Source organism: Streptomyces noursei ATCC 11455 (assembly GCF_001704275.1).
Lineage (GTDB): Bacteria > Actinomycetota > Actinomycetes > Streptomycetales > Streptomycetaceae > Streptomyces > Streptomyces noursei.
Window position 1 is genome coordinate 2484412 of sequence record NZ_CP011533.1, and the last position, 17598, is coordinate 2502009.

Annotated in this window: 14 protein-coding genes; 8 read left to right on the forward strand and 6 right to left on the reverse strand. The window is 73.4% G+C overall.

The window, feature by feature from the left end:
* Positions 1-60: 60 nt before the first annotated feature.
* The 3 genes from SNOUR_RS10400 (at position 61) to SNOUR_RS10410 (ending at position 3217) form a co-directional block, all read left to right on the forward strand.
* Positions 61-255 (forward strand): DUF6126 family protein, encoded by a 195-nt coding sequence (locus tag SNOUR_RS10400; RefSeq protein WP_067345935.1) that lies wholly within the window; start codon positions 61-63, stop codon positions 253-255.
* Between the two features lie 175 nt (positions 256-430).
* A complete protein-coding gene (locus SNOUR_RS10405) occupies positions 431-2353 on the forward strand; it encodes a glycoside hydrolase family 84 protein (RefSeq protein ID WP_067345937.1) in 1923 nt (640 codons plus the stop codon).
* 105 nt (positions 2354-2458) lie between these two features.
* Positions 2459-3217 (forward strand): thiaminase II/PqqC family protein, encoded by a 759-nt coding sequence (locus SNOUR_RS10410; protein ID WP_067345939.1) that lies wholly within the window; start codon positions 2459-2461, stop codon positions 3215-3217.
* A gap of 95 nt (positions 3218-3312) precedes the next feature.
* On the opposite strand, the gene alc is transcribed toward SNOUR_RS10410, so the two are convergent.
* From alc to SNOUR_RS10430, 4 genes are all read right to left on the reverse strand, one after another.
* On the reverse strand, positions 3313-4443 hold the full coding sequence (gene alc, locus SNOUR_RS10415) for an allantoicase (RefSeq protein ID WP_067345941.1): 1131 nt from the start codon (positions 4441-4443) through the stop codon (positions 3313-3315).
* Entirely contained in the window at positions 4440-5780 is a 1341-nt protein-coding gene (gene allB, locus SNOUR_RS10420; protein ID WP_067345943.1) for an allantoinase AllB, read from the reverse strand. Before allB ends, alc begins: the two co-directional genes overlap by 4 nt.
* 178 nt (positions 5781-5958) lie before the next feature.
* Entirely contained in the window at positions 5959-7512 is a 1554-nt protein-coding gene (locus SNOUR_RS10425; RefSeq protein ID WP_067345944.1) for an NCS1 family nucleobase:cation symporter-1, read from the reverse strand.
* Positions 7513-7554: 42 nt separating this feature from the next.
* On the reverse strand, positions 7555-8361 hold the full coding sequence (locus SNOUR_RS10430; RefSeq protein WP_067345946.1) for an aspartate/glutamate racemase family protein: 807 nt from the start codon (positions 8359-8361) through the stop codon (positions 7555-7557).
* Positions 8362-8632: 271 nt separating this feature from the next.
* On the opposite strand from SNOUR_RS10430, the gene SNOUR_RS10435 reads away from it, so the two are divergent.
* Positions 8633-9436 (forward strand): IclR family transcriptional regulator, encoded by an 804-nt coding sequence (locus tag SNOUR_RS10435; RefSeq protein WP_039631619.1) that lies wholly within the window; start codon positions 8633-8635, stop codon positions 9434-9436.
* A 31-nt stretch (positions 9437-9467) separates the two neighbouring features.
* Here the strand turns inward: SNOUR_RS10435 and SNOUR_RS10440 are convergent, their stop codons facing one another.
* Entirely contained in the window at positions 9468-9755 is a 288-nt protein-coding gene (locus tag SNOUR_RS10440; RefSeq protein WP_174717954.1) for a DUF5955 family protein, read from the reverse strand.
* Positions 9756-10498: 743 nt separating this feature from the next.
* Here SNOUR_RS10440 and SNOUR_RS10445 point away from each other — a divergent pair.
* The 4 genes from SNOUR_RS10445 (at position 10499) to SNOUR_RS10460 (ending at position 15396) form a co-directional block, all read left to right on the forward strand.
* A complete protein-coding gene (locus tag SNOUR_RS10445; protein WP_067345949.1) occupies positions 10499-10723 on the forward strand; it encodes a hypothetical protein in 225 nt (74 codons plus the stop codon).
* A gap of 135 nt (positions 10724-10858) precedes the next feature.
* Complete coding sequence (locus tag SNOUR_RS10450) at positions 10859-11437, forward strand: nucleotidyltransferase family protein (protein ID WP_067345951.1); 579 nt, start codon at positions 10859-10861, stop codon at positions 11435-11437.
* A 390-nt stretch (positions 11438-11827) separates the two neighbouring features.
* Positions 11828-13468, forward strand: a complete 1641-nt coding sequence (aceB, locus tag SNOUR_RS10455) for a malate synthase A (protein WP_067345953.1) — start codon at positions 11828-11830, stop codon at positions 13466-13468.
* Between the two features lie 152 nt (positions 13469-13620).
* Positions 13621-15396, forward strand: a complete 1776-nt coding sequence (locus tag SNOUR_RS10460) for a translation initiation factor 2 (protein WP_312632427.1) — start codon at positions 13621-13623, stop codon at positions 15394-15396.
* A gap of 52 nt (positions 15397-15448) precedes the next feature.
* Here the strand turns inward: SNOUR_RS10460 and SNOUR_RS10465 are convergent, their stop codons facing one another.
* Positions 15449-17596 (reverse strand): AAA family ATPase, encoded by a 2148-nt coding sequence (locus SNOUR_RS10465; protein WP_079142488.1) that lies wholly within the window; start codon positions 17594-17596, stop codon positions 15449-15451.
* Positions 17597-17598: the final 2 nt, after the last annotated feature.

The following is a 17598-nucleotide window of genomic DNA, read 5'->3' on the forward strand; positions in this document are numbered from 1 at the left end:
CGTCCTCCCGCCGACCGCCCGTTCACCGTTCACCGTTCCGGAAGGGAAGGTCCGTCCGCCGTGCCCGACCACACCGCTCCCGCCCCGTCCACTCCCCCGGCCGCCGACGGCGCGCCGGCCGCCCCGACCTCCCGTCGCTTCGTCGAGAACAAGCCACCGCGCGGCCTGTACGTACGGGTCTTCATCTACGTCGTGGCGACCCATGCGCTGCTGGCCTTCATGAGCCTGCTGGTGGTCATCGCCAAGTCCCGCTAGGTCGGAGCGGGCGAGGGGGCCGAGGTCCGGCCGGCCCGGGCCCCCTTGCCCCGCCCCGGCGATCGGGTGAACCCTGCTGCCACACCGTGCCCGACGCGCGCCCGGCAGCGCGCCCGCGGCGCGACGCACGCGCCAGACTCGTCCGTGAACCTCGCTGACCGAGGAGGACCGAAGGATGCACCGTACGCGCACCGCGGCCACCACCGGCCTCGCCGTGACCCTCGCCGTGCTCCCGCTGGCGGGCATGACGGGGCCGTCCGGCGCCGCTCCGGCCCACGAGTCCGGCGGCGACCGGGCCAGACCAACGGCCGCCCTCTCGCCCGTCCCGCAGTCCGTCCACGACCGCTCCGACCACCTCACCGTCACCCGGACCGTGGCCCTCGTCGCCGGGCCGGGCGCCGACGCCCCGGCGCTGGCGCTGGTGACGCGGGCCCTGAAGGACGCCGGCGCCGAGCGCGTCGTACGGGCCGGCCACGCCGCCGCAGGAGGCGGGCGGTTGACCGTCTACGTGGACGGGGCGGGCGCCGAGCGCGCCCTTGAGGAGCTGGGGGCGCGCGGCACCGCCGGGCTCCCGGCCGAGGGCTATGCGCTGGCCGCCGGCCGCGACCGGATCGCGCTGGCCGGAAAGGACGCCACCGGCACGTACTACGCCGCCCAGACGCTGAGCCAACTGCTGCCGCACCGCACCCGTCCGGGCGCCCGGATGCGCGGCACCGTCGTACGGGACTGGCCGGCGACCGCGCTGCGCGGCGTCATCGAGGGCTTCTACGGCACCCCGTGGTCGCACGCCGCCCGCCTCGACCAGCTGGACTTCGCCGCCCGGCACAAGATGAACATCTACGTCTACTCCCCCAAGGACGACGCCTACCTCAGGGAGAAGTGGCGCGACCCCTACCCCGCGGCCCAACTGAACCGGATCCAGGAGCTGGTGGACCGGGCCCGGGCCCGGCACGTGGAGTTCACCTACGCCCTCTCCCCCGGGCTCTCCGTCTGCTACAGCTCGGACGCCGACGTCAAGGCGCTGACCGCCAAGTTCGCGACCCTGTGGGACATCGGGGTGCGGACCTTCGCGGTGCCGCTGGACGACATCAGCTACACCAAGTGGAACTGCGCGGCGGACAAGGAGAAGTTCGGGACCGGCGGCGGGGCGGCCGGGACCGCGCAGGCGCAGCTGCTCAACCGCGTCAACCGGGAGTTCATCGCCCGCCACCGGGGGGCCCGCCCGCTCCAGATGGTGCCGACCGAGTACTACGACCTCAAGGCGACGCCCTACAAGGCGGCGCTCGCCGCCAAGCTGGACGCCGATGTGCTGGTGGAGTGGACGGGCGTGGGCGTGATCGCGCCCACCATGACCGTCGCGCAGGCGAAGCAGGCCCGGCAGGTCTTCGGCCACCCGATCCTGGTCTGGGACAACTACCCGGTCAACGACTACGTCAGCAAGCGGCTGATGCTCGGGCCGTTCAACGGGCGGGCGCCCGGGGTGCCGGCCCAGCTGGCCGGGCTCACCGCGAACCCGATGATCCAGCCGGCCGCGTCCAAGCTGGCCCTGGCCACCGTCGCCGACTACACCTGGAACGACCGGGCGTACGACGCGCGGGCCTCCTGGGGCGCGGCCATCGAGGAGCTGGCCGGCGGCGACGCCCGAACCGCCCGCGCCCTGCGGGCCTTCGCGGACGTCAACTACACCTCGGCCATCAACCCGCACCAGGCGCCCGAACTGTCCGCCGCCCTGGACCGGTTCCGCAAGGACGGCCGGGCCCGGCCGCTGGACGCGGTGCTGAGCGCACTGCGGGACGCGCCCGGCGTGCTGCGCGACCGGCTCCCCGTCCGCGACTTCGCCCGGGAGAGCGCGCCATGGCTGGACGCCACCCGCTCCTGGGCGGTGGCGGCCCGCGACGCCCTGCGGCTGATCGTGGCGGACCGGTCGGGCGACGCGGCGACGGCCCGTCAACTACGGGAAAGCATCCCGGGGTTGGTGACGAAGGCGAAGTCCTATGTCTACGTCGACATGAAGGGCAAGCGGATCCCGGTGGTGGTCGGCGACGGGGTGCTGGACACCTTCGTCGCGGACGCGCTGGCCCGGCGGGGCGCGCAATGAGGTGATCCCGCGCGGCCGACGGCGGGCCGCTGCCGCGCCGAGGGGGTGGCCGGGGCCTACGCTGAGGCCGCTGCCACCCCCTCGCGCCCCCCGGAGGAGACCGCCATGGACCGACCCGCCCGGCCGTCGCCCGCCACCGCCCCGAGGGGAAGCTCCCCCGGACCTCGCCCCGGGGGACCCTCGTCGCATCGCGGTGACGCCGGTGCCCCGCGTCCGAGCGCCGCCGCCGTCCTCGACGAGGCGGTCCGCGCGCTCGCCCCGGAGAACGGCGCCAACCGGCTGGTCCAACGGATCGCCCGGGGGCAGGCGCCGCGCACGGTGTTCGCCACCTTCGCGCTGGAGCAGCACCAGCTCATCGCCGCCGACCGGATCAGCTTCCAGCACCTGGCGCGCCGCGCGGACGGCGATCCGCCGGTGGCGGACTTCTTCGACCTGCTCGCCGAGGGGGAGACGCGGGCCCTGGCGCGGCTGGCGGGCCTGGCGGACGCCTGCGGGCTGACGGCCCGGGAGATCGCCGGGTACCAGCCGCGACCGGGCTGCCAGGCGTACCCGTCGTACACGGCACGACTGGCGCTGGTCGCCGAGCCGGCCGACGTGGCGATCGCGCTCACCGCCAACTTGGCGACCTGGGGCGGCTACTGCGACACCGTCCGCACCGCGCTGACGGAGCACTACGGCTTCCCCGAGACGGCGCGCGGCTTCTTCACGTTCTTCGCCGACCCGGCGCCGGAGCTGGCGGTCGCGGCCCGCGCGGCGGTGCAGCAGGGCATCGACACCGGCCAGGCGCGACCGGCGACGGCCCACCGCCACGGGCGGCTCCTGCAGGCGTACGAGGTGATGTTCTGGGACTCGCTGGGCGACTGATCCGGCGCGTCGGGGGCGCCGGAGTGACCGCCGGTCGGCGACCACCCCGGTCCTGACGTGGCGTCAGAACTGGGGCGGCGGGCCGGAGGTGGAGGTCAGCCGCCCAGTTCCCGGTGGCGGGTGGCCAGTCGGGCCGCCCCTTCCTCGGTGAGCGAGCCGTGGAGCCGGAGCCGGGCGATGCCGCCGTCGGGGAAGATGTCCAGCCGGACGTGGGTCACCGCGGGCGCGCCGGCCAGCAGGAAGCGGTGGACGGTGTCGGGCTGGAGCCGGGTGCGGGGCAGCAGTTCGACCCAGTCGCCGTGCTCGCCGTCGCGTCCGGACAGCGCCGCCCAGCCGGCCGCGTTGCCCTTGAGGTAGCCGGTGTCGATCTCCACCGCGCGGATCACGGACTGCCCGGTGAGCCGGTAGCGGACCCAGTCGTTGCCGGTGCCGCGGCGGCGCCGGGTCTCCCAGCCGTCGTCCATCTTGCGGGACCGGCCCGGCCGGATGGTGTTGGTGGGCGAGGAGTAGAAGCGGTCCGAGGCGTCCTCGACCTGGCCGCCGTTCTCCAGCGCGGCGAGGTCGAAGGTGCCCAGCGCGGCCAGCCAGCGGGGCGCCGGGACGACCTCGCCGTGGACCCGGAGGCGGGCGATGCCGCCGTCGGGGTGCTGGCTCAGCCGCAGGTGGGTGAAGCGCCGCTCGGCGTGGACGGCGAAGCCGTTGGCGGCGTGCCCGCCGATGGCGGTGCGCGGGACGAGGGTGGTCCACTCGACGTCGTCGGCGAGCAGTTCGGCCGGTGCCGGGGAGCCCTCCACGCAGGCGCCCTCGACGCTCACCGACTGCGGGTAGTTGCCTCGGAAGTGGGCGGTGTCGACGACGATGCCGCGGATCACGCCCGGGGCGCCGAGCCGGATCAGCGCCCAGTCGTGGTCACCCTCGGCCGGGAAGGGGTGGTCGCCGTCGGTGCCGCGGCGCCGACGGGTCTCCCAGCCGTCCATGACCTTGCCCTTGTGGCCGAAAGCCGCCGGGTCGAAGTGGGCGGCCTCGGGCGTCAGGAGGTTCTCGCGTTCGGCGAAGAACTCGTCGTTGGCCGCGAGCACCCCGGCGCCGAGCCGCCGGTCGGCGAGGTCGGGCAGGTGGGAGAAGGGGAAGCCGGCCGGGCCCGGGGTCCGGTAGTCGGCATAGGGGTCGCCGCCGCCGTAGGGGCTGGCGTCCCCGGTGTAGCGCGGGAGGTCGCCGGTGGTCATGCGCGCGGCCTTTCGAGGAGTTCGCCGGTGGGCTCGGCGAGGGCGGTGCCGTCGTTGATCTTCCGGCCGCGCAGCCAGGTGGAGCGGACCACGCCGTGGAGCGTCTTGCCGGCGTACGCGGTGATCTTGTTGCGGTGCTGGAGGTCGGCGGGGTCGACGGTGAAGGTCTCCTCGGGCGCCAGCACCGCGAAGTCGGCGTCCCGGCCGGGTGCGATGGCGCCCTTGGCGCCGAGGCCGACCAGCCGCGCCGGGGCGGCGGACATCCAGCGGACCACGTCCTCCAGGCCGTGGCCGCGCTCCCGGGCCGCGGTCCAGATGGCCGGCAGGCCGAGCTGGAGGGAGGAGATGCCGCCCCAGGCCGTCCCGAAGTCGGGGGTCTTGAGGTCGGTGGTGGAGGGCGAGTGGTCCGAGACGATGCAGTCGATGGTGCCGTCGGCCAGTCCCTGCCACAGGGCGTCCTGGTTGCCGGCCTCGCGGATCGGCGGGCAGCACTTGAACTCGGTGGCGCCGTCCGGGACTTCCTCGGCGGTCAGGGTGAGGAAGTGCGGGCAGGTCTCGACGGTGATCTTGACGCCGTCGGCGCGGGCGGCGGCGATCAGCGGCAGCGCCTCGGCGGAGGAGAGGTGCAGCACATGGACCCGGGCGTCCAGCTTCCGGGCGAGGTCGATCAGGCCGGCGATCGCGTCGTTCTCGGAGACCGGGGGCCGGGAGGCGAGGAAGTCGGCGTACTTGGGGCCGTGCGCCTCGGGGGCGGCGTCCAAGTGGCCGGGGTCCTCGGCGTGCACGATCAGCAGCCCGTCGAAGGCGGCGATCTCGCCGAGCGCCGCCGCCAGCTGCTCCTGGTCGACCTGCGGGAACTCGTCGACGCCGGAGGGCGACAGGAAGCACTTGAACCCGAACACGCCGGCCTCGTGCAGCGGGCGCAGGTCCTTGACGTTGCCGGGGATGGCACCGCCCCAGAAGCCGACGTCGATGTGGGCCTTGCTGCGGGCGACCTCGCGCTTGATGTCGAGGTTGGCGGTGTTGGTGGTGGGCGGGAGGCTGTTGAGCGGCATGTCCACGAGCGTGGTGATGCCGCCGGCGGCGGCCGCGCGGGTGGCCGTCCAGAAGCCCTCCCACTCGGTGCGGCCGGGGTCGTTGACGTGTACGTGGGTGTCCACGAGGCCGGGCAGCAGGACGTCGTCGCCGAAGTCCTCCACCCGGGCGCCGGCCGGCACCGCGGCGTCGTGCGGCAGGACGGCGACGATCTTCCCGTCCTGGACGGTGACGGACGCGGCGCGCGTCCCCTCCGGCGTGACGACGCGCGTGGAACGCAGCACCAGCTCTATTTCGGACACCCAGTACCTCCCCTATCGTGTGCTTCATGGTCGCGGTTCGGAGCGCGGGGGGCACGGCCACCGCGGGCCGTGCCGCCGCCGGCGCGGATTCCCGGGAACCCCGGGGTGACGGTGCGAACCGTCGCCATACGGAATTCAACAGTCTGTTGAATGAGTCTTCACTTCGGACCGCAGCCCGTCAAGACCCCTGTGCGGCGGCCGGTCCGGCGAGCGCCCCGGACCGCTCCGGCTGCTCACCCTCCGCCGCCACCCCGCCCCTGACCTGCGACGAGATGATGTCCTGCGGAATCGGGCCGACGCCCGCCGCCGCCCGGTCGCGTCCCGAGACCAGGGCGTAGAGCAGCCCGGAGAGCGCCATCCCGAAGATCCAGGAGAACGGCGCCAGAGCGTCGAAGGCCGGGATCAGCGCGAGCGAGGCGGCGACCGCGGCGGCCGGCAGGAACGCGAGCACGGCCTTCGGGTTGTAGCCCCTGCGATAGAAGTAGGCGCCGGCGGCATCGGCCGAAAACAGCGCATCGACGTCGATCCGACCGCGCCGCACCAGGTAGTAGTCCACGAGCAGGATCGCCACCAGCGGCCCGAGGAAGGCCCCCAGCGCCCCCAGGAAGTACTGGATCACCAGCGCCGAGGAGTACAGCTTCCAGGGCATGACCAGCACCGCCAGCACCGCGGTGATCATCCCGCCGCGCTTGAAGTCCAGGTACTTCGGCAGCAGGTTGGCGAAGTCGTAGGCGGGCGAGACGAAGTTGGCCACGACGTTGATCCCGATGGTGGCGACGATGAAGGCCAGCGCGCCGATGACGGTGACCACCGGGTTGTCGATCTTCTGGATCACCTTCACCGGGTCGTAGATCGCCTCACCGAAGACCGCGATGGTGCCGGCGGTGACCAGCACGGCGACCACCGCGAAGGCGGTGAAGTTCACCGGCAGTCCGATGAGGTTGCCCCGCCGGTAGGAGCGGTGGTCGGGGGTGAAGCGGGCGAAGTCGGCGTAGTTGAGGACCAGGGTCAGGAAGGTGGCCACGGTCAGGCTGACCGCGATCAGGCTCTGCCGGAGCTGCGCGGTGCCGCTCAGTCCGGTCAGGCTGCGGGTCAGCGAGATGTCGCCGTGCGACTCGACGACCAGGTACACCGCCAGCGCCAGCACCACCAGCCAGACCACCGGCCCGGTCGCGAAGTCCTGCACCTTGCGGATGAACTCCATCCCACGGGTCAGCAGGACCGCCTGCAGCCCCCACATCACCATGAACGCGATCCAACCCAGGGTGGACAGCCCCAGCACCGAGTTGTGGTTGTACGCGTCGAGGCCGGGCGCGATCTGGAGCGTCAGCAGCACCACCGCCGTCGAGGCCAGCCAGGTCTGGATGCCGTACCAGGCCACCGCCATCACCGCGCGCAGCAGCGCCGGGATGTTGGCGCCGTAGACGCCCCAGCTGGCCCGGGCGAGCACCGGGTAGGGCACGCCGGTGCGGTGCCCCGCGTGCCCCATCCGGTTCATCAGCCAGTGGACGATCGTGATGCCGGCCAGCAGCGCGGCGAACACCTCCCAGGCCGGCAGCCCCAGCACGAAGAGGCTGGCGGCGAAGGCGTAGTTGCTGATCGCGTGGGTGTCGGACATCCACAGCGCGAAGACGCTGTAGGTGCCCCAGTTGCGCCGCGCCGCCGGCGCGAGGTCCTCGTTGAAGAGCCTCGGGTCCGGCGGTCCCGGACGGTGCTGCGGGGATGTGCTCATGAGTCCTCCCAGGCAGGTTGGGTGGAGCTTAGGTATCAGTCGTCAGATGCCTGATGTCTTCGGGGAAAATTCGGTGTTACGGACGGCATGCCGGACCCCGCCCCGCTCCCCCGCGGCGACGCCCGCGAGGTGGCGGCTCAGCGGCCAGGAGCCGATGGCCTTGGGGCGCGGCGGTGCGAAACTGCGCTGCGTACTGGTGGTCAGGCCGAGGCCGACCACCGCCTCCGCGAACTTCACCGCGGCGGCGACGCCGTCCACGACGGGCACCCCCAGCGCCGCGGCGACCTTCTCCCGGAGCCCGGCCATACCGCCGCACCCCAGGCAGATCACCTCCGCGCCGTCCCGGACCACCTCGCGCGCGGTCTCGATGATCACCGCGACGGTGCGCTCCAGGTCCTCCTCCAGCTCCAGCACGCCGAGCCCGGTGCCGCGGACGCCGGCGCAGCGCTGGAGCAGCCCGGCGGTCAGCAGCCGGTCCCGGATCTGCGGAACGGCGCGGTCGAGGGTGGTGACGACGCCGTACGCGTGGCCGAGCATCAGGGCCATCTGCGCCGCGCACTCGGTGATGTCCAGGACGGGGACGTCCAGCAGTTCCTGTGCGCCCTCCCGGCCCGGCTCCCCGAAGCCGGCCATGACCAGCGCGTCGAACGGGGTGTCCAGGGTGGCGAGCCGGTCCAGGACGGCGGCGGCGCTGAGGTACCCCTCGAAGTGCCCCTCGATGGACTCGGGCCCCCACAGGGGTTCGGTGGCGAGGATCTCGGTGCCCGGCGCGGCGACCGCGGTGGCGGTGGCGCGGATCGAAGCGGTCATGGAAGCCGTGGTGTTCGGGTTCATGACGAGAATGCGCATGACGCTCCAACGATTTGGAGGATTCCACAGAATGGACAGTAGGTTTCGCACAGCAGAACGTAGCTATGGCCACTGGCACCGTCAAGAGATCTCGGGCAAGGACGCGACACCTTGGGGCACAGGGGCGCTGACCGGCGGGAACGACTGTGCGATACGCGGTGTGCCGGCCCGGTGTGACCGGTAGGCTGCTCCGGTCGGGCCCGGCGCCCGCAAGGCAGACGAGCCGAGACCGAGCCGAGACCGATCCGACCCGCCCCGAAAGGAACGCGACGTGCCGCCGTCCAGCGCCAGCACCTCCGCCGCCGATGCCAAGCCCGCAGGCGCCAGCGGCGGCGTCCAGTCCCTTGAGCGCGCCTTCGACCTCCTGGAGCGGATGGCCGACGCCGGCGGCGAGGTCGGCCTGAGCGAGCTCTCCGGCAGCAGCGGGCTCCCGCTGCCCACCATCCACCGCCTGATGCGCACACTGGTGGCCTGCGGCTATGTCCGCCAGCAGCCCAACCGCCGGTACGCCCTCGGCCCGCGCCTGATCCGGCTCGGCGAGAGCGCCTCCCGACTGCTGGGCACCTGGGCCCGCCCGTTCCTGGCCCGCCTGGTGGAGGAGACCGGCGAGACCGCCAACATGGCCCTCCTCGACGGCGACGAGATCGTCTACGTCGCACAGGTCCCGTCCCGGCACGCGGTGCGGATGTTCACCGAGGTCGGCCGGCGCGTCCTGCCGCACTCCACCGGCGTCGGCAAGGCCCTGTTGGCCGACCACCCGCCGGAGGAGGTCCGCGCCCTCCTCGGCCGCACCGGCATGCCCGCCGCGACCGAGAAGACGATCACCGACCCGGACCGCTTCCTCGACGCCCTCGCCGATGTCCGCCGCCTCGGTTACGCGGTCGACGACAATGAGCAGGAGATCGGCGTCCGCTGCCTCGCCGTCCCGGTCCCCAACTCCCCCACCTCCGCGGCGATCTCCATCTCCGGGCCGACCGGCCGGGTGACGGAGGCCGCGACGGACAAGATCGTCCCGGTGCTCCAGGAGGTCGCGGCCCAGCTGTCGGTGGCCCTGGCCAACCAGACGCCGGCGTGACACCCGGGTGGGGCGGCCGCGCGGCGCCGCCTCACCCCCTCGGCAGCTCGCCGAAGTGATCGATCCGCTCGCGGACCTCGGACAGCGCCGCGGCGAGTGCGCTCACCGACCCCACCGCCCCGGCTATCAGCAGCAGCGAACGGCGCAGCCGGGCCACCTCGGGCGCGCCGTGGCTCACCATCGCGTCCAGCGCGGCCAGCTCCTCGTCGGCGGCGGTCCGGTCGGGTAACTCCCCCGGAAGCAGGGCCAGTTGACGGCGGAGTCGGGCCACCGCCACACGCAGTTCCCGGACCCGCGGGTCGCTCCCGACCCCGGTCACCAGGCTGTCCCTCGGCAGCTGTTCCACAACGACGGCGCCCTCCCAGGCCGTTGCCCGTTCCGCGATGCGGGACAGTTAACGCCACGGTGTGCGGCCAGCGCCATACAGAGGGACGAAAATCCCGATCACCGCACGGTGCGGGTCGCGGGCCCGGCTGCCCCGGGCGCCGACGACGCCACCGGCACTATCGGCACCACCGGCACCGGGTGCGTCGTCTGCCGCGCCGCAACGGCAACCGCCCCGCACCGTCCGCTGTGCGTCGTCTGCCGCCTGCCACTTGACGTTCGTACGGGCCGGCGCGCGGGTCGGCGCGGGGGCCGCGCGAACCGACTCCCGCCCCGCCTTCCCCACCCGACTCCCCTGGCCGGTTCTCGTCCCTCGGCTCCCGGTTCCCCGACCCCGCGGCCGGTTCCACGCCGTCCCCGCACGCCCCTCGTACACCATGCACCTCATGTGCCCCACGCGCCGCGTGTGCGGGCCACGCGCGAGTACCCGCGCCTCTTCTGACCATGCGTCAGCACGTGCGTTCCCCCGGGCACCCGTTGGCGTGGGCGTATCCCGTACAAGGCGTACGGCGCCGCGCGATGGAGCATTCTCCCTTCCAGGAAATGTCCGGCATATCACTGAATCGCACCTCACTGGACCACGGGAACCACCCTCGCGCCTCACCGGACCCACGGAACGACCCACCACCACCGGACCACGGGAATACCCACCACCGGACCACCGGATCGGAGAACATCATGGAGCCCGACGCAGGCCCCACCCCCGACCCCGAGTCCCGGCGCCTCAGCGTCATCCAGCTCATCTGCCGGGCGTACGGTCTGGCCGACGCGTCCGAGATCACCGAGGAGCACATACAGCGTTACGTCAGCGAGCACCGGCACGGGGAAGAGCGGACGGAGCAGCTCCGGAGCCGGCTGCGCCCGCGGATCCCGCGACAGCGGGCAGCGGGCGACGCGGCCTGATGCCACCTGACGCCGCCCGATTCCGGGCGGCACGGGGCGCCGCGCGACGCCATGGGGTAAGCAGGCCCCATGGCACATCAAGGGGAAAGCGCAGGCGCCGGGGGGACGAAGGGGGCCGGACGGCCCGAGGGGAGGGTGGCCGGGCTGCTGCTCGCCGCGGGCGGCGGACGGCGGCTGGGGGGACGGCCCAAGGCACTGCTCGACCACCGGGGACGCCCGCTGGTCGAGCATGCCGCACGGGTCCTGCGGGACGGCGGCTGCGGACCGGTGCACATCGTGCTGGGCGCGGCCGCCGAGGCCGTCCGAGAGCGGGCGGATCTGGCGGCCTACGGCGTCTCGGTGAACCCGGGCTGGGCGCGGGGCATGGGCTCCTCGCTCCGGGTGGGACTGGCCGCGCTGGCCGGTTCGGGGGCGGACGCGGTGGTGGTGTCGCTGGTCGACCAGCCGGGCATCGGCGCCGCCGCGGTGGCCCGCGTGGTGGCCGCGTGCACGGGGCGGGACGCACTGGCGGCCGCGGCGTACGGGGGCGAGCGGGGGCATCCGGTGTTGTTCGGCGCCGAGCGGTGGGCGGAGATCGCGGCCGACGCGGAGGGGGACCGTGGCGCCCGGAGCTATCTCCGACGGCACGCCGGCGCCCTCACGCTCGTCGAGTGCGGCGATGTGGCCGAGCCGTACGACATCGACACGCCGGACGATCTGCGGCGGCTGGAGTGACCGGCGCCCGCCGGACCGGCGCCCCACAACCCCCTCCGCGTCGGGCGCGCCCCCTCGCCCGCCGCACATCCTGCGGCGGCCGGCGCACCGGGCGACCAGAACACCCGCCCCGGCCGCAGGTTGACGGGAATCCGTCGTTCCGGAGCGGGAGTAATGGAGAGTGACCACAGTGGCACCGAGAGCCATTCGATCACCACTTGTGTCGACCCGGAGAATCTCGACATCAACAAACCATTGAAGTTCCGCGATAAGGAAACTAGTCTCCACTGGTCAGAAGCGCCCTGCTACCCGTACGGCGCCCGCGACCGTGTTTCGGAACCCACGGCACCCCGTGCCGCACAGGTGCCCCCGGCGGCCGCAAGGCACCGCCGCTGAATGGAGTGACAGCTCATGTCCGCACCAGCGCCGTCCCCGCTGGCCATCGTCGAAGTCGACCCCGCCCACACCCCCGAACGACAGGGCGAGGTCCTCACCGACGCCGCGCTCGCCTTCGTCGCCGAGCTGCACCGGCGGTTCACCCCCCGCCGTGACGAGCTGCTCGCCCGCCGCGCCGAGCGCCGCGCCGAGATCGCCCGGACCAGCACGCTGGACTTCCTCCCCCAGACCGCGCAGATCCGCGCGGACGACAGCTGGAAGGTCGCCGAGGCGCCCGCCGCGCTCAACGACCGCCGGGTCGAGATCACCGGCCCCACCGACCGCAAGATGACCATCAACGCGCTCAACTCCGGCGCCAAGGTGTGGCTCGCCGACTTCGAGGACGCCTCCGCTCCCACCTGGGAGAACGTGGTGGGTGGCCAGCTCAACCTGATCGACGCCTACGAGCGCCGCATCGACTTCACCGACGCCCGCACCGGCAAGTCCTACGCCCTCAAGCCGGCCGAGGAGCTCGCAACCGTCGTGATGCGGCCGCGCGGCTGGCACCTGGAGGAGCGCCACCTGCAGTTCGAGGGCCGCCCGGTCCCCGGCGCGCTGGTCGACTTCGGCCTCTACTTCTTCCACAACGCCCGGCGTCTACTGGACCTCGGCAAGGGCCCGTACTTCTACCTGCCCAAGACCGAGTCCCACCTCGAAGCCCGCCTGTGGAACGAGATCTTCGTCTTCGCCCAGGACTACGTCGGCATCCCGCAGGGCACCATCCGCGCCACGGTCCTCATCGAGACCATCACCGCCGCGTACGAGATGGAGGAGATCCTCTACGAGCTGCGCGACCACGCCTCGGGCCTGAACGCCGGTCGCTGGGACTACCTCTTCTCCATCGTCAAGAACTTCCGTGACGGCGGCGCCAAGTTCGTCCTCCCGGACCGCAACGCGGTGACGATGACCGCCCCGTTCATGCGCGCCTACACCGAACTCCTGGTCCGCACCTGCCACAAGCGCGGGGCGCACGCCATCGGCGGCATGGCGGCCTTCATCCCCAACCGCCGGGACCCCGAGGCCAACGAGAAGGCCCTGGCCAAGGTCAAGAACGACAAGGACCGGGAGGCCGGCGACGGCTTCGACGGCTCCTGGGTCGCCCACCCCGACCTGGTCCCGGTCGCCCGCGCCTGCTTCGACGCGGTCCTCGGCGACAAGCCCAACCAGAAGGACCGCCTCCGCGAGGACGTCTCGGTGGCCGCCGCCGACCTCATCGCCGTCGACTCCCTCGACGCCAGACCCACGTACCAGGGCCTGATCGACGCCGTCCAGGTCGGCACCCGCTACATCGAGGCGTGGCTGCGCGGCCTCGGCGCGGTCGCCATCTTCGGCCTCATGGAGGACGCCGCCACCGCCGAGATCTCCCGCTCCCAGATCTGGCAGTGGGTCGACGCCGGCGTCGTCTTCCAGGACGGCGAGCACGCCGGCACCACGGTCACCGCCGACCTGGTCCGCACGATCGCCGCCGACGAACTCGCCGCCATCCGCGCCGAGGTGGGCGAGGAAGCCTTCACCTCCGGCAAGTGGCAGCAGGCCCACGACCTCCTCCTGAAGGTCTCCCTGGACGCCGACTACGCCGACTTCCTGACCCTGCCGGCGTACGAGCTGCTGGGCTGAGCCCCCACGGGAACCCCGAAGGGCCGGTACGGACCGCCGCACCGGCCCTTCGGCGCGCCCCCGGTACCATCGCTGGCATGCCGCCGATACCCCTGCCGGAACCCGCTCCGAACTGCGGAAAAGGCGTACGGGAGGCGGCTTGGCCCACTAGGATGGACGGATCCTGCCAGAGCAGGCAGCAGGCAGCAGGCAGCAGGCAGCAGGCAGCAGGCAGCAGGCAGCAGGCAGCAGGCAGCAGGCAGCAGGCAGCAGGGGCCGACGGCCGCAGGGCGGTGCTCTTCGCGGCACGTTCCGCGGTCGCGCTGCACCGGCTCCTGGACGTCCTGCCCGTCTTCTCCGGTGACGACCGCATCGATCGCCGCTTCTCGCTGATCCCCGGCTCCGAGTTCGATACCGATGCCCTCGCCGCCCTGGACTCCGTCGGGGCCCGCTGCGTCCCCTGGGAAGAGGCCGTGCGCACCCCGTACGACCTGACGCTCGCCGCGAGCCCCAAAGGCGAGCTCGACCGGCTCCGGGGACCGCTCGTCCTGCTGCCGCACGGAGCGGGCTTCGGCAAGGCGCTCCCCGAGGAGGGCACGGCGGACTCCGCGTCCGGTCTGGACCCCGCCTACCTGCTGCGCCGTGGCACCCCACTGGCCGCACTGCACGCCCTCGCCCACCGGAGCCAGGTCGCCGAGCTGGCCGTACGGTGTCCCGCGGCGGCCGAACGCGCCACCGTGGTCGGCGACCCGACCCTCGACCGGCTGCTCGCCTCACAGGGGCTGCGCGACAGGTACCGCACCGCGCTGGGCACCGGCGGCCGCCGGCTGGTCGCCCTCACCTCGACCTGGGGCCCGGAGTCCCTGCTCGCCCGGTACCCGGACCTGCCGACCCGGCTGAGCACGGAACTCCCGGCCGACTCCTACCAGTTGGCGCTCATCATGCACCCGAACGACTACGGCCGGAGCGGAGCGCACGATCTCGCCGAGCGCCACGCCCCGGCCCTCGACACCGGACTCCTGACACCCCGACCGTACGAAGAGTGGGCGGCGGTGCTGGTCGCCGCGGACGCGGTGCTCACCGACCACGGCTCGACGGCCCTGTACGCGGCGGCCCTGGACCGTCCGCTGCTGACCGTCTGCGACGGCGGTGACGAGCTGATCCCCGGCAGCCCGATGGCCCGACTGCTCGATGCGGCACCGAAGTTGAGCGGCGCCGCGGAGGACACCGTCCAGGCCGCCGAGGCCATCGTCCGGGCCACCGAGGGACACCTGCCAGGATCCGTGCGCGCCCTGGCCGGGCCCGCCTTCGCCGAACAGGGACGCGCCCTGCCGCTGCTGCGCGCGGAGTTGTACGCGCGGCTCGGTCTGACACCGCCGGACACACCGGCCGAGCCCCGGCTGCTGCCGGTGCCCCGGGTTCCGGCGCGCGCCCCGGCCGTCCACGCGGTGTCCGCCTCCGTCGACGGCGACCGGGTGCGCGTCGAACGCCGTCCGCCGCACTACGGCGGACCGGCCGGGCACCTCGCCGCCGAGGAGGACGCGGCGAGCGTGCGGCACGCGCAGAGCGCGGCGGTGCTCTTCCGCCGCGCCGGCGGCGGGCCGGCCGACGGCGCACGGGCCGTGGCGGGCTGGACCGTGGACGGCTGGATCACCTGGGCACTCGACCGGTACCCGGGCCGCCGCACCGCCGCCGTCGTGCTGTCCGCCTCCCGCTGCCTGCTGCGGCGGCGCGGCGGACCGCTGCTGTCGGCCCGGATCGGGGCGTGCACCGAGGCCGGACGGGTGTTCCGGCCCGATCCGGCGGCGGTGGTGTCCGCGGTGCACTGCTGGCTCACCGCGGCCCGCGCGCCGGCTCTGCCCGCGACCCTGGACTGCCGCATCGGCGACCGCAGTTATCCGGTCCGCCTCGCACCGGCCACGGGTGACGAGGCGGCTCACGCGTTCTGAGAGCGGTCTGGGAGCGGTCTGAGAGCGGTCTGAGAGATCCTTCAGAAGCGTCCTAGGGCCTGTCCGACCCTGACTCATCGGACAGGCCCTGGGGCCGGGAGCGGAGGGCCCGGGCCGCAGCCAGGCACTGTTCGGCGGCGTCCGGGTCCCCCTCCGCTCCGTACAGTTCGGCGAGCGCCTCCAGCACGCGCACCTGCTCGGAGGTGGACCTGCGCCGCCGGGCCCCGTCGAGGGCGGCCTCGTACAGCCGGTGGGCCTCCGCGGGCCGACCCAGTCGCAGCAGCACCCGACCCAGCGCGAATCCGGTGCGTGCGGTCATGCGCTCGCGCTCCAGCTCCCGCGCCATCGCATGGGCGCGCCCCAAATCCTCGGCGGCCCGGTCGAGTTCGTCCAGGCCCGCGCTCGCCTGGCCGAGCAGATACGTCAGCAGCATCTCGCCGTAGGGGTTCTCGATCTGCTGGTGCAGGCGCAGGGAGTGTTCGTAGTCCGGTACCGCGGCGGCCCAAGCGCCCTGTTCGGCCTGGAGCCGGCCGCGGAATTCGAGGGCGGAGGCATAGAGCTTGCGGTCCCGGTGGCCGCTGCCGAGCAGCGCTGCCGCGCTCACCGCGGCGTCCAACTCCCGTCCGGCCTCGGCGAACCGTTCGCTCTCCCACAGCGGCCGGGCGAGCTGGCAGCGCATCCGGATGGCCGCCGGCAGGTCCTCGGCGCGCAGGGCGGCGTCCCGCCCGATGCTGAAGGAGTCGATGTCGTCGGCGCTGCCGGGATGGTCGAGCTGATGCGTCCACAGCGGTTCGCACAGCGCCCAGGACTCGGCGTCGAGGCCGGCCTCGTAGGCGACGCGCACGCATGCGTGCAGCACCCGCCGCTCGGTGTGCAGCCAGCGCAGGGCCGCCGACTTGCCGCGGAAGTCGACGTCCGGGGTACCCGGCAGTGCCGATACCCGTGCGGCGAGGGTCATCCGCTTCCCGGCCCCCAGTTCGTCGGCGCGTTGTGCCTGGCGCAGGTGCCAGCGGATGTTCCGCCGCCGCCCGCCGGCCGTTTCGCCGCCCGCCGCGTCGGAGGCCGCGCGGCGGAGGGCATGGGCGCGCACGAGGGCGTGCATCCGCAGCCGGACGGCCGGGTCGTCGTCGGGGTCGTGGTCGTCGTCCAGATCCGGGACGAGGTCCAGCAGGCCGGCGTCCTCCAGTTCCTCCAGCGCCTCCTCGGCGACTTCCGCCCCCGCGCCCAGGAGGGCGACCGCGGCCTGCGGGCCGATCACCGGCCCGGGTTCGGCGGCAAGCAGACGGTAGAGCGTACGGGCCGGGGCGCCGAGGTCGTGGTACGTCGCGTTCCACACCGGCTCCGTCTCCGGCACCCCGTTCTCCTGAAGTTCGATGGTCAGGTCGGCGAGCAGCCGCGCCCAACCGCGCCGCCGGTGCCTGCGCACCCACCGGCCCGCGACGCGCAGTGCGGCGGGCAGGCCGGCACACAACCGGGCCAGTTCGGCGGCGGCTTCCCGGTCCGCGGCCGGTTCCGGATCGCCGGCGACGCGCAGCAGGAGTTGCACCGCGTGCTCTTCGGTGAGCGGACGCAGTGGCAGCTCGACCGCCACGCCCGGGTCGAGGTCGGCGGGTGTCCGCGGGCCGACGAGCACGACGGCGCTGCCGGCCGAGGCGGGCATCAGCAGTTCGGCCTCCCCCTCGAAGCGCCGCACGTTGTCGAGGACGACGACGAGCCGTCGGTGCCGGGTTTCGTCCAGATAGTGCCGGTGGCGTGCGGAGAGCGGGCGCTCGACCTCGTCCTGGGGAACCCCGAGCGCCCGCAGCATCTGTCGCAGCACGTCGGCGATGTCCGTGGTCCCCTCGCGCCGCCCCTCGTCGAGGTCCGCGTAGAGCACGCCGTCCGGGCAGCTCTCCTGGAGTCGTCGGGCGAGCCGGAAGCCGAGGGTCGTCTTCCCCACACCCGTCAGTCCGCTGATGCTGATGATCAACGGACGCGCCGGGTCGGAGCCGCCCCCGAACCAGTCCTCGGTGGCCTGGAAGGCGCGCGCCTGTTCGCCCTCCCGGTTCTCGAAGTGCTGGATCTCCGGCGGTAACTGACAGGGGGCCCGTGGCGGCCGGCCCGACGGCTCGTGCACGTGCACCACCTCGATGTGTCCGGCCTGCACCAGGCTCCCCACCTGTGCGTCCCCCGCCACGCTGTTCCACGTCTCTTCGGCCACGG

What these genes read in the sequence shown, in the direction of transcription:
- SNOUR_RS10405 (WP_067345937.1), top strand. Translation starts at nt 431, where the DNA reads ATGCACCGTACGCGCACCGCGGCCACCACCGGCCTCGCCGTGACCCTC.
- SNOUR_RS10410 (WP_067345939.1), top strand. Translation starts at nt 2,459, where the DNA reads ATGGACCGACCCGCCCGGCCGTCGCCCGCCACCGCCCCGAGGGGAAGC.
- alc (WP_067345941.1), bottom strand. Translation starts at nt 4,443, where the DNA reads ATGACCACCGGCGACCTCCCGCGCTACACCGGGGACGCCAGCCCCTAC.
- SNOUR_RS10425 (WP_067345944.1), bottom strand. Translation starts at nt 7,512, where the DNA reads ATGAGCACATCCCCGCAGCACCGTCCGGGACCGCCGGACCCGAGGCTC.
- SNOUR_RS10430 (WP_067345946.1), bottom strand. Translation starts at nt 8,361, where the DNA reads ATGCGCATTCTCGTCATGAACCCGAACACCACGGCTTCCATGACCGCT.
- SNOUR_RS10445 (WP_067345949.1), top strand. Translation starts at nt 10,499, where the DNA reads ATGGAGCCCGACGCAGGCCCCACCCCCGACCCCGAGTCCCGGCGCCTC.
- aceB (WP_067345953.1), top strand. Translation starts at nt 11,828, where the DNA reads ATGTCCGCACCAGCGCCGTCCCCGCTGGCCATCGTCGAAGTCGACCCC.
- SNOUR_RS10460 (WP_312632427.1), top strand. Translation starts at nt 13,621, where the DNA reads ATGGACGGATCCTGCCAGAGCAGGCAGCAGGCAGCAGGCAGCAGGCAG.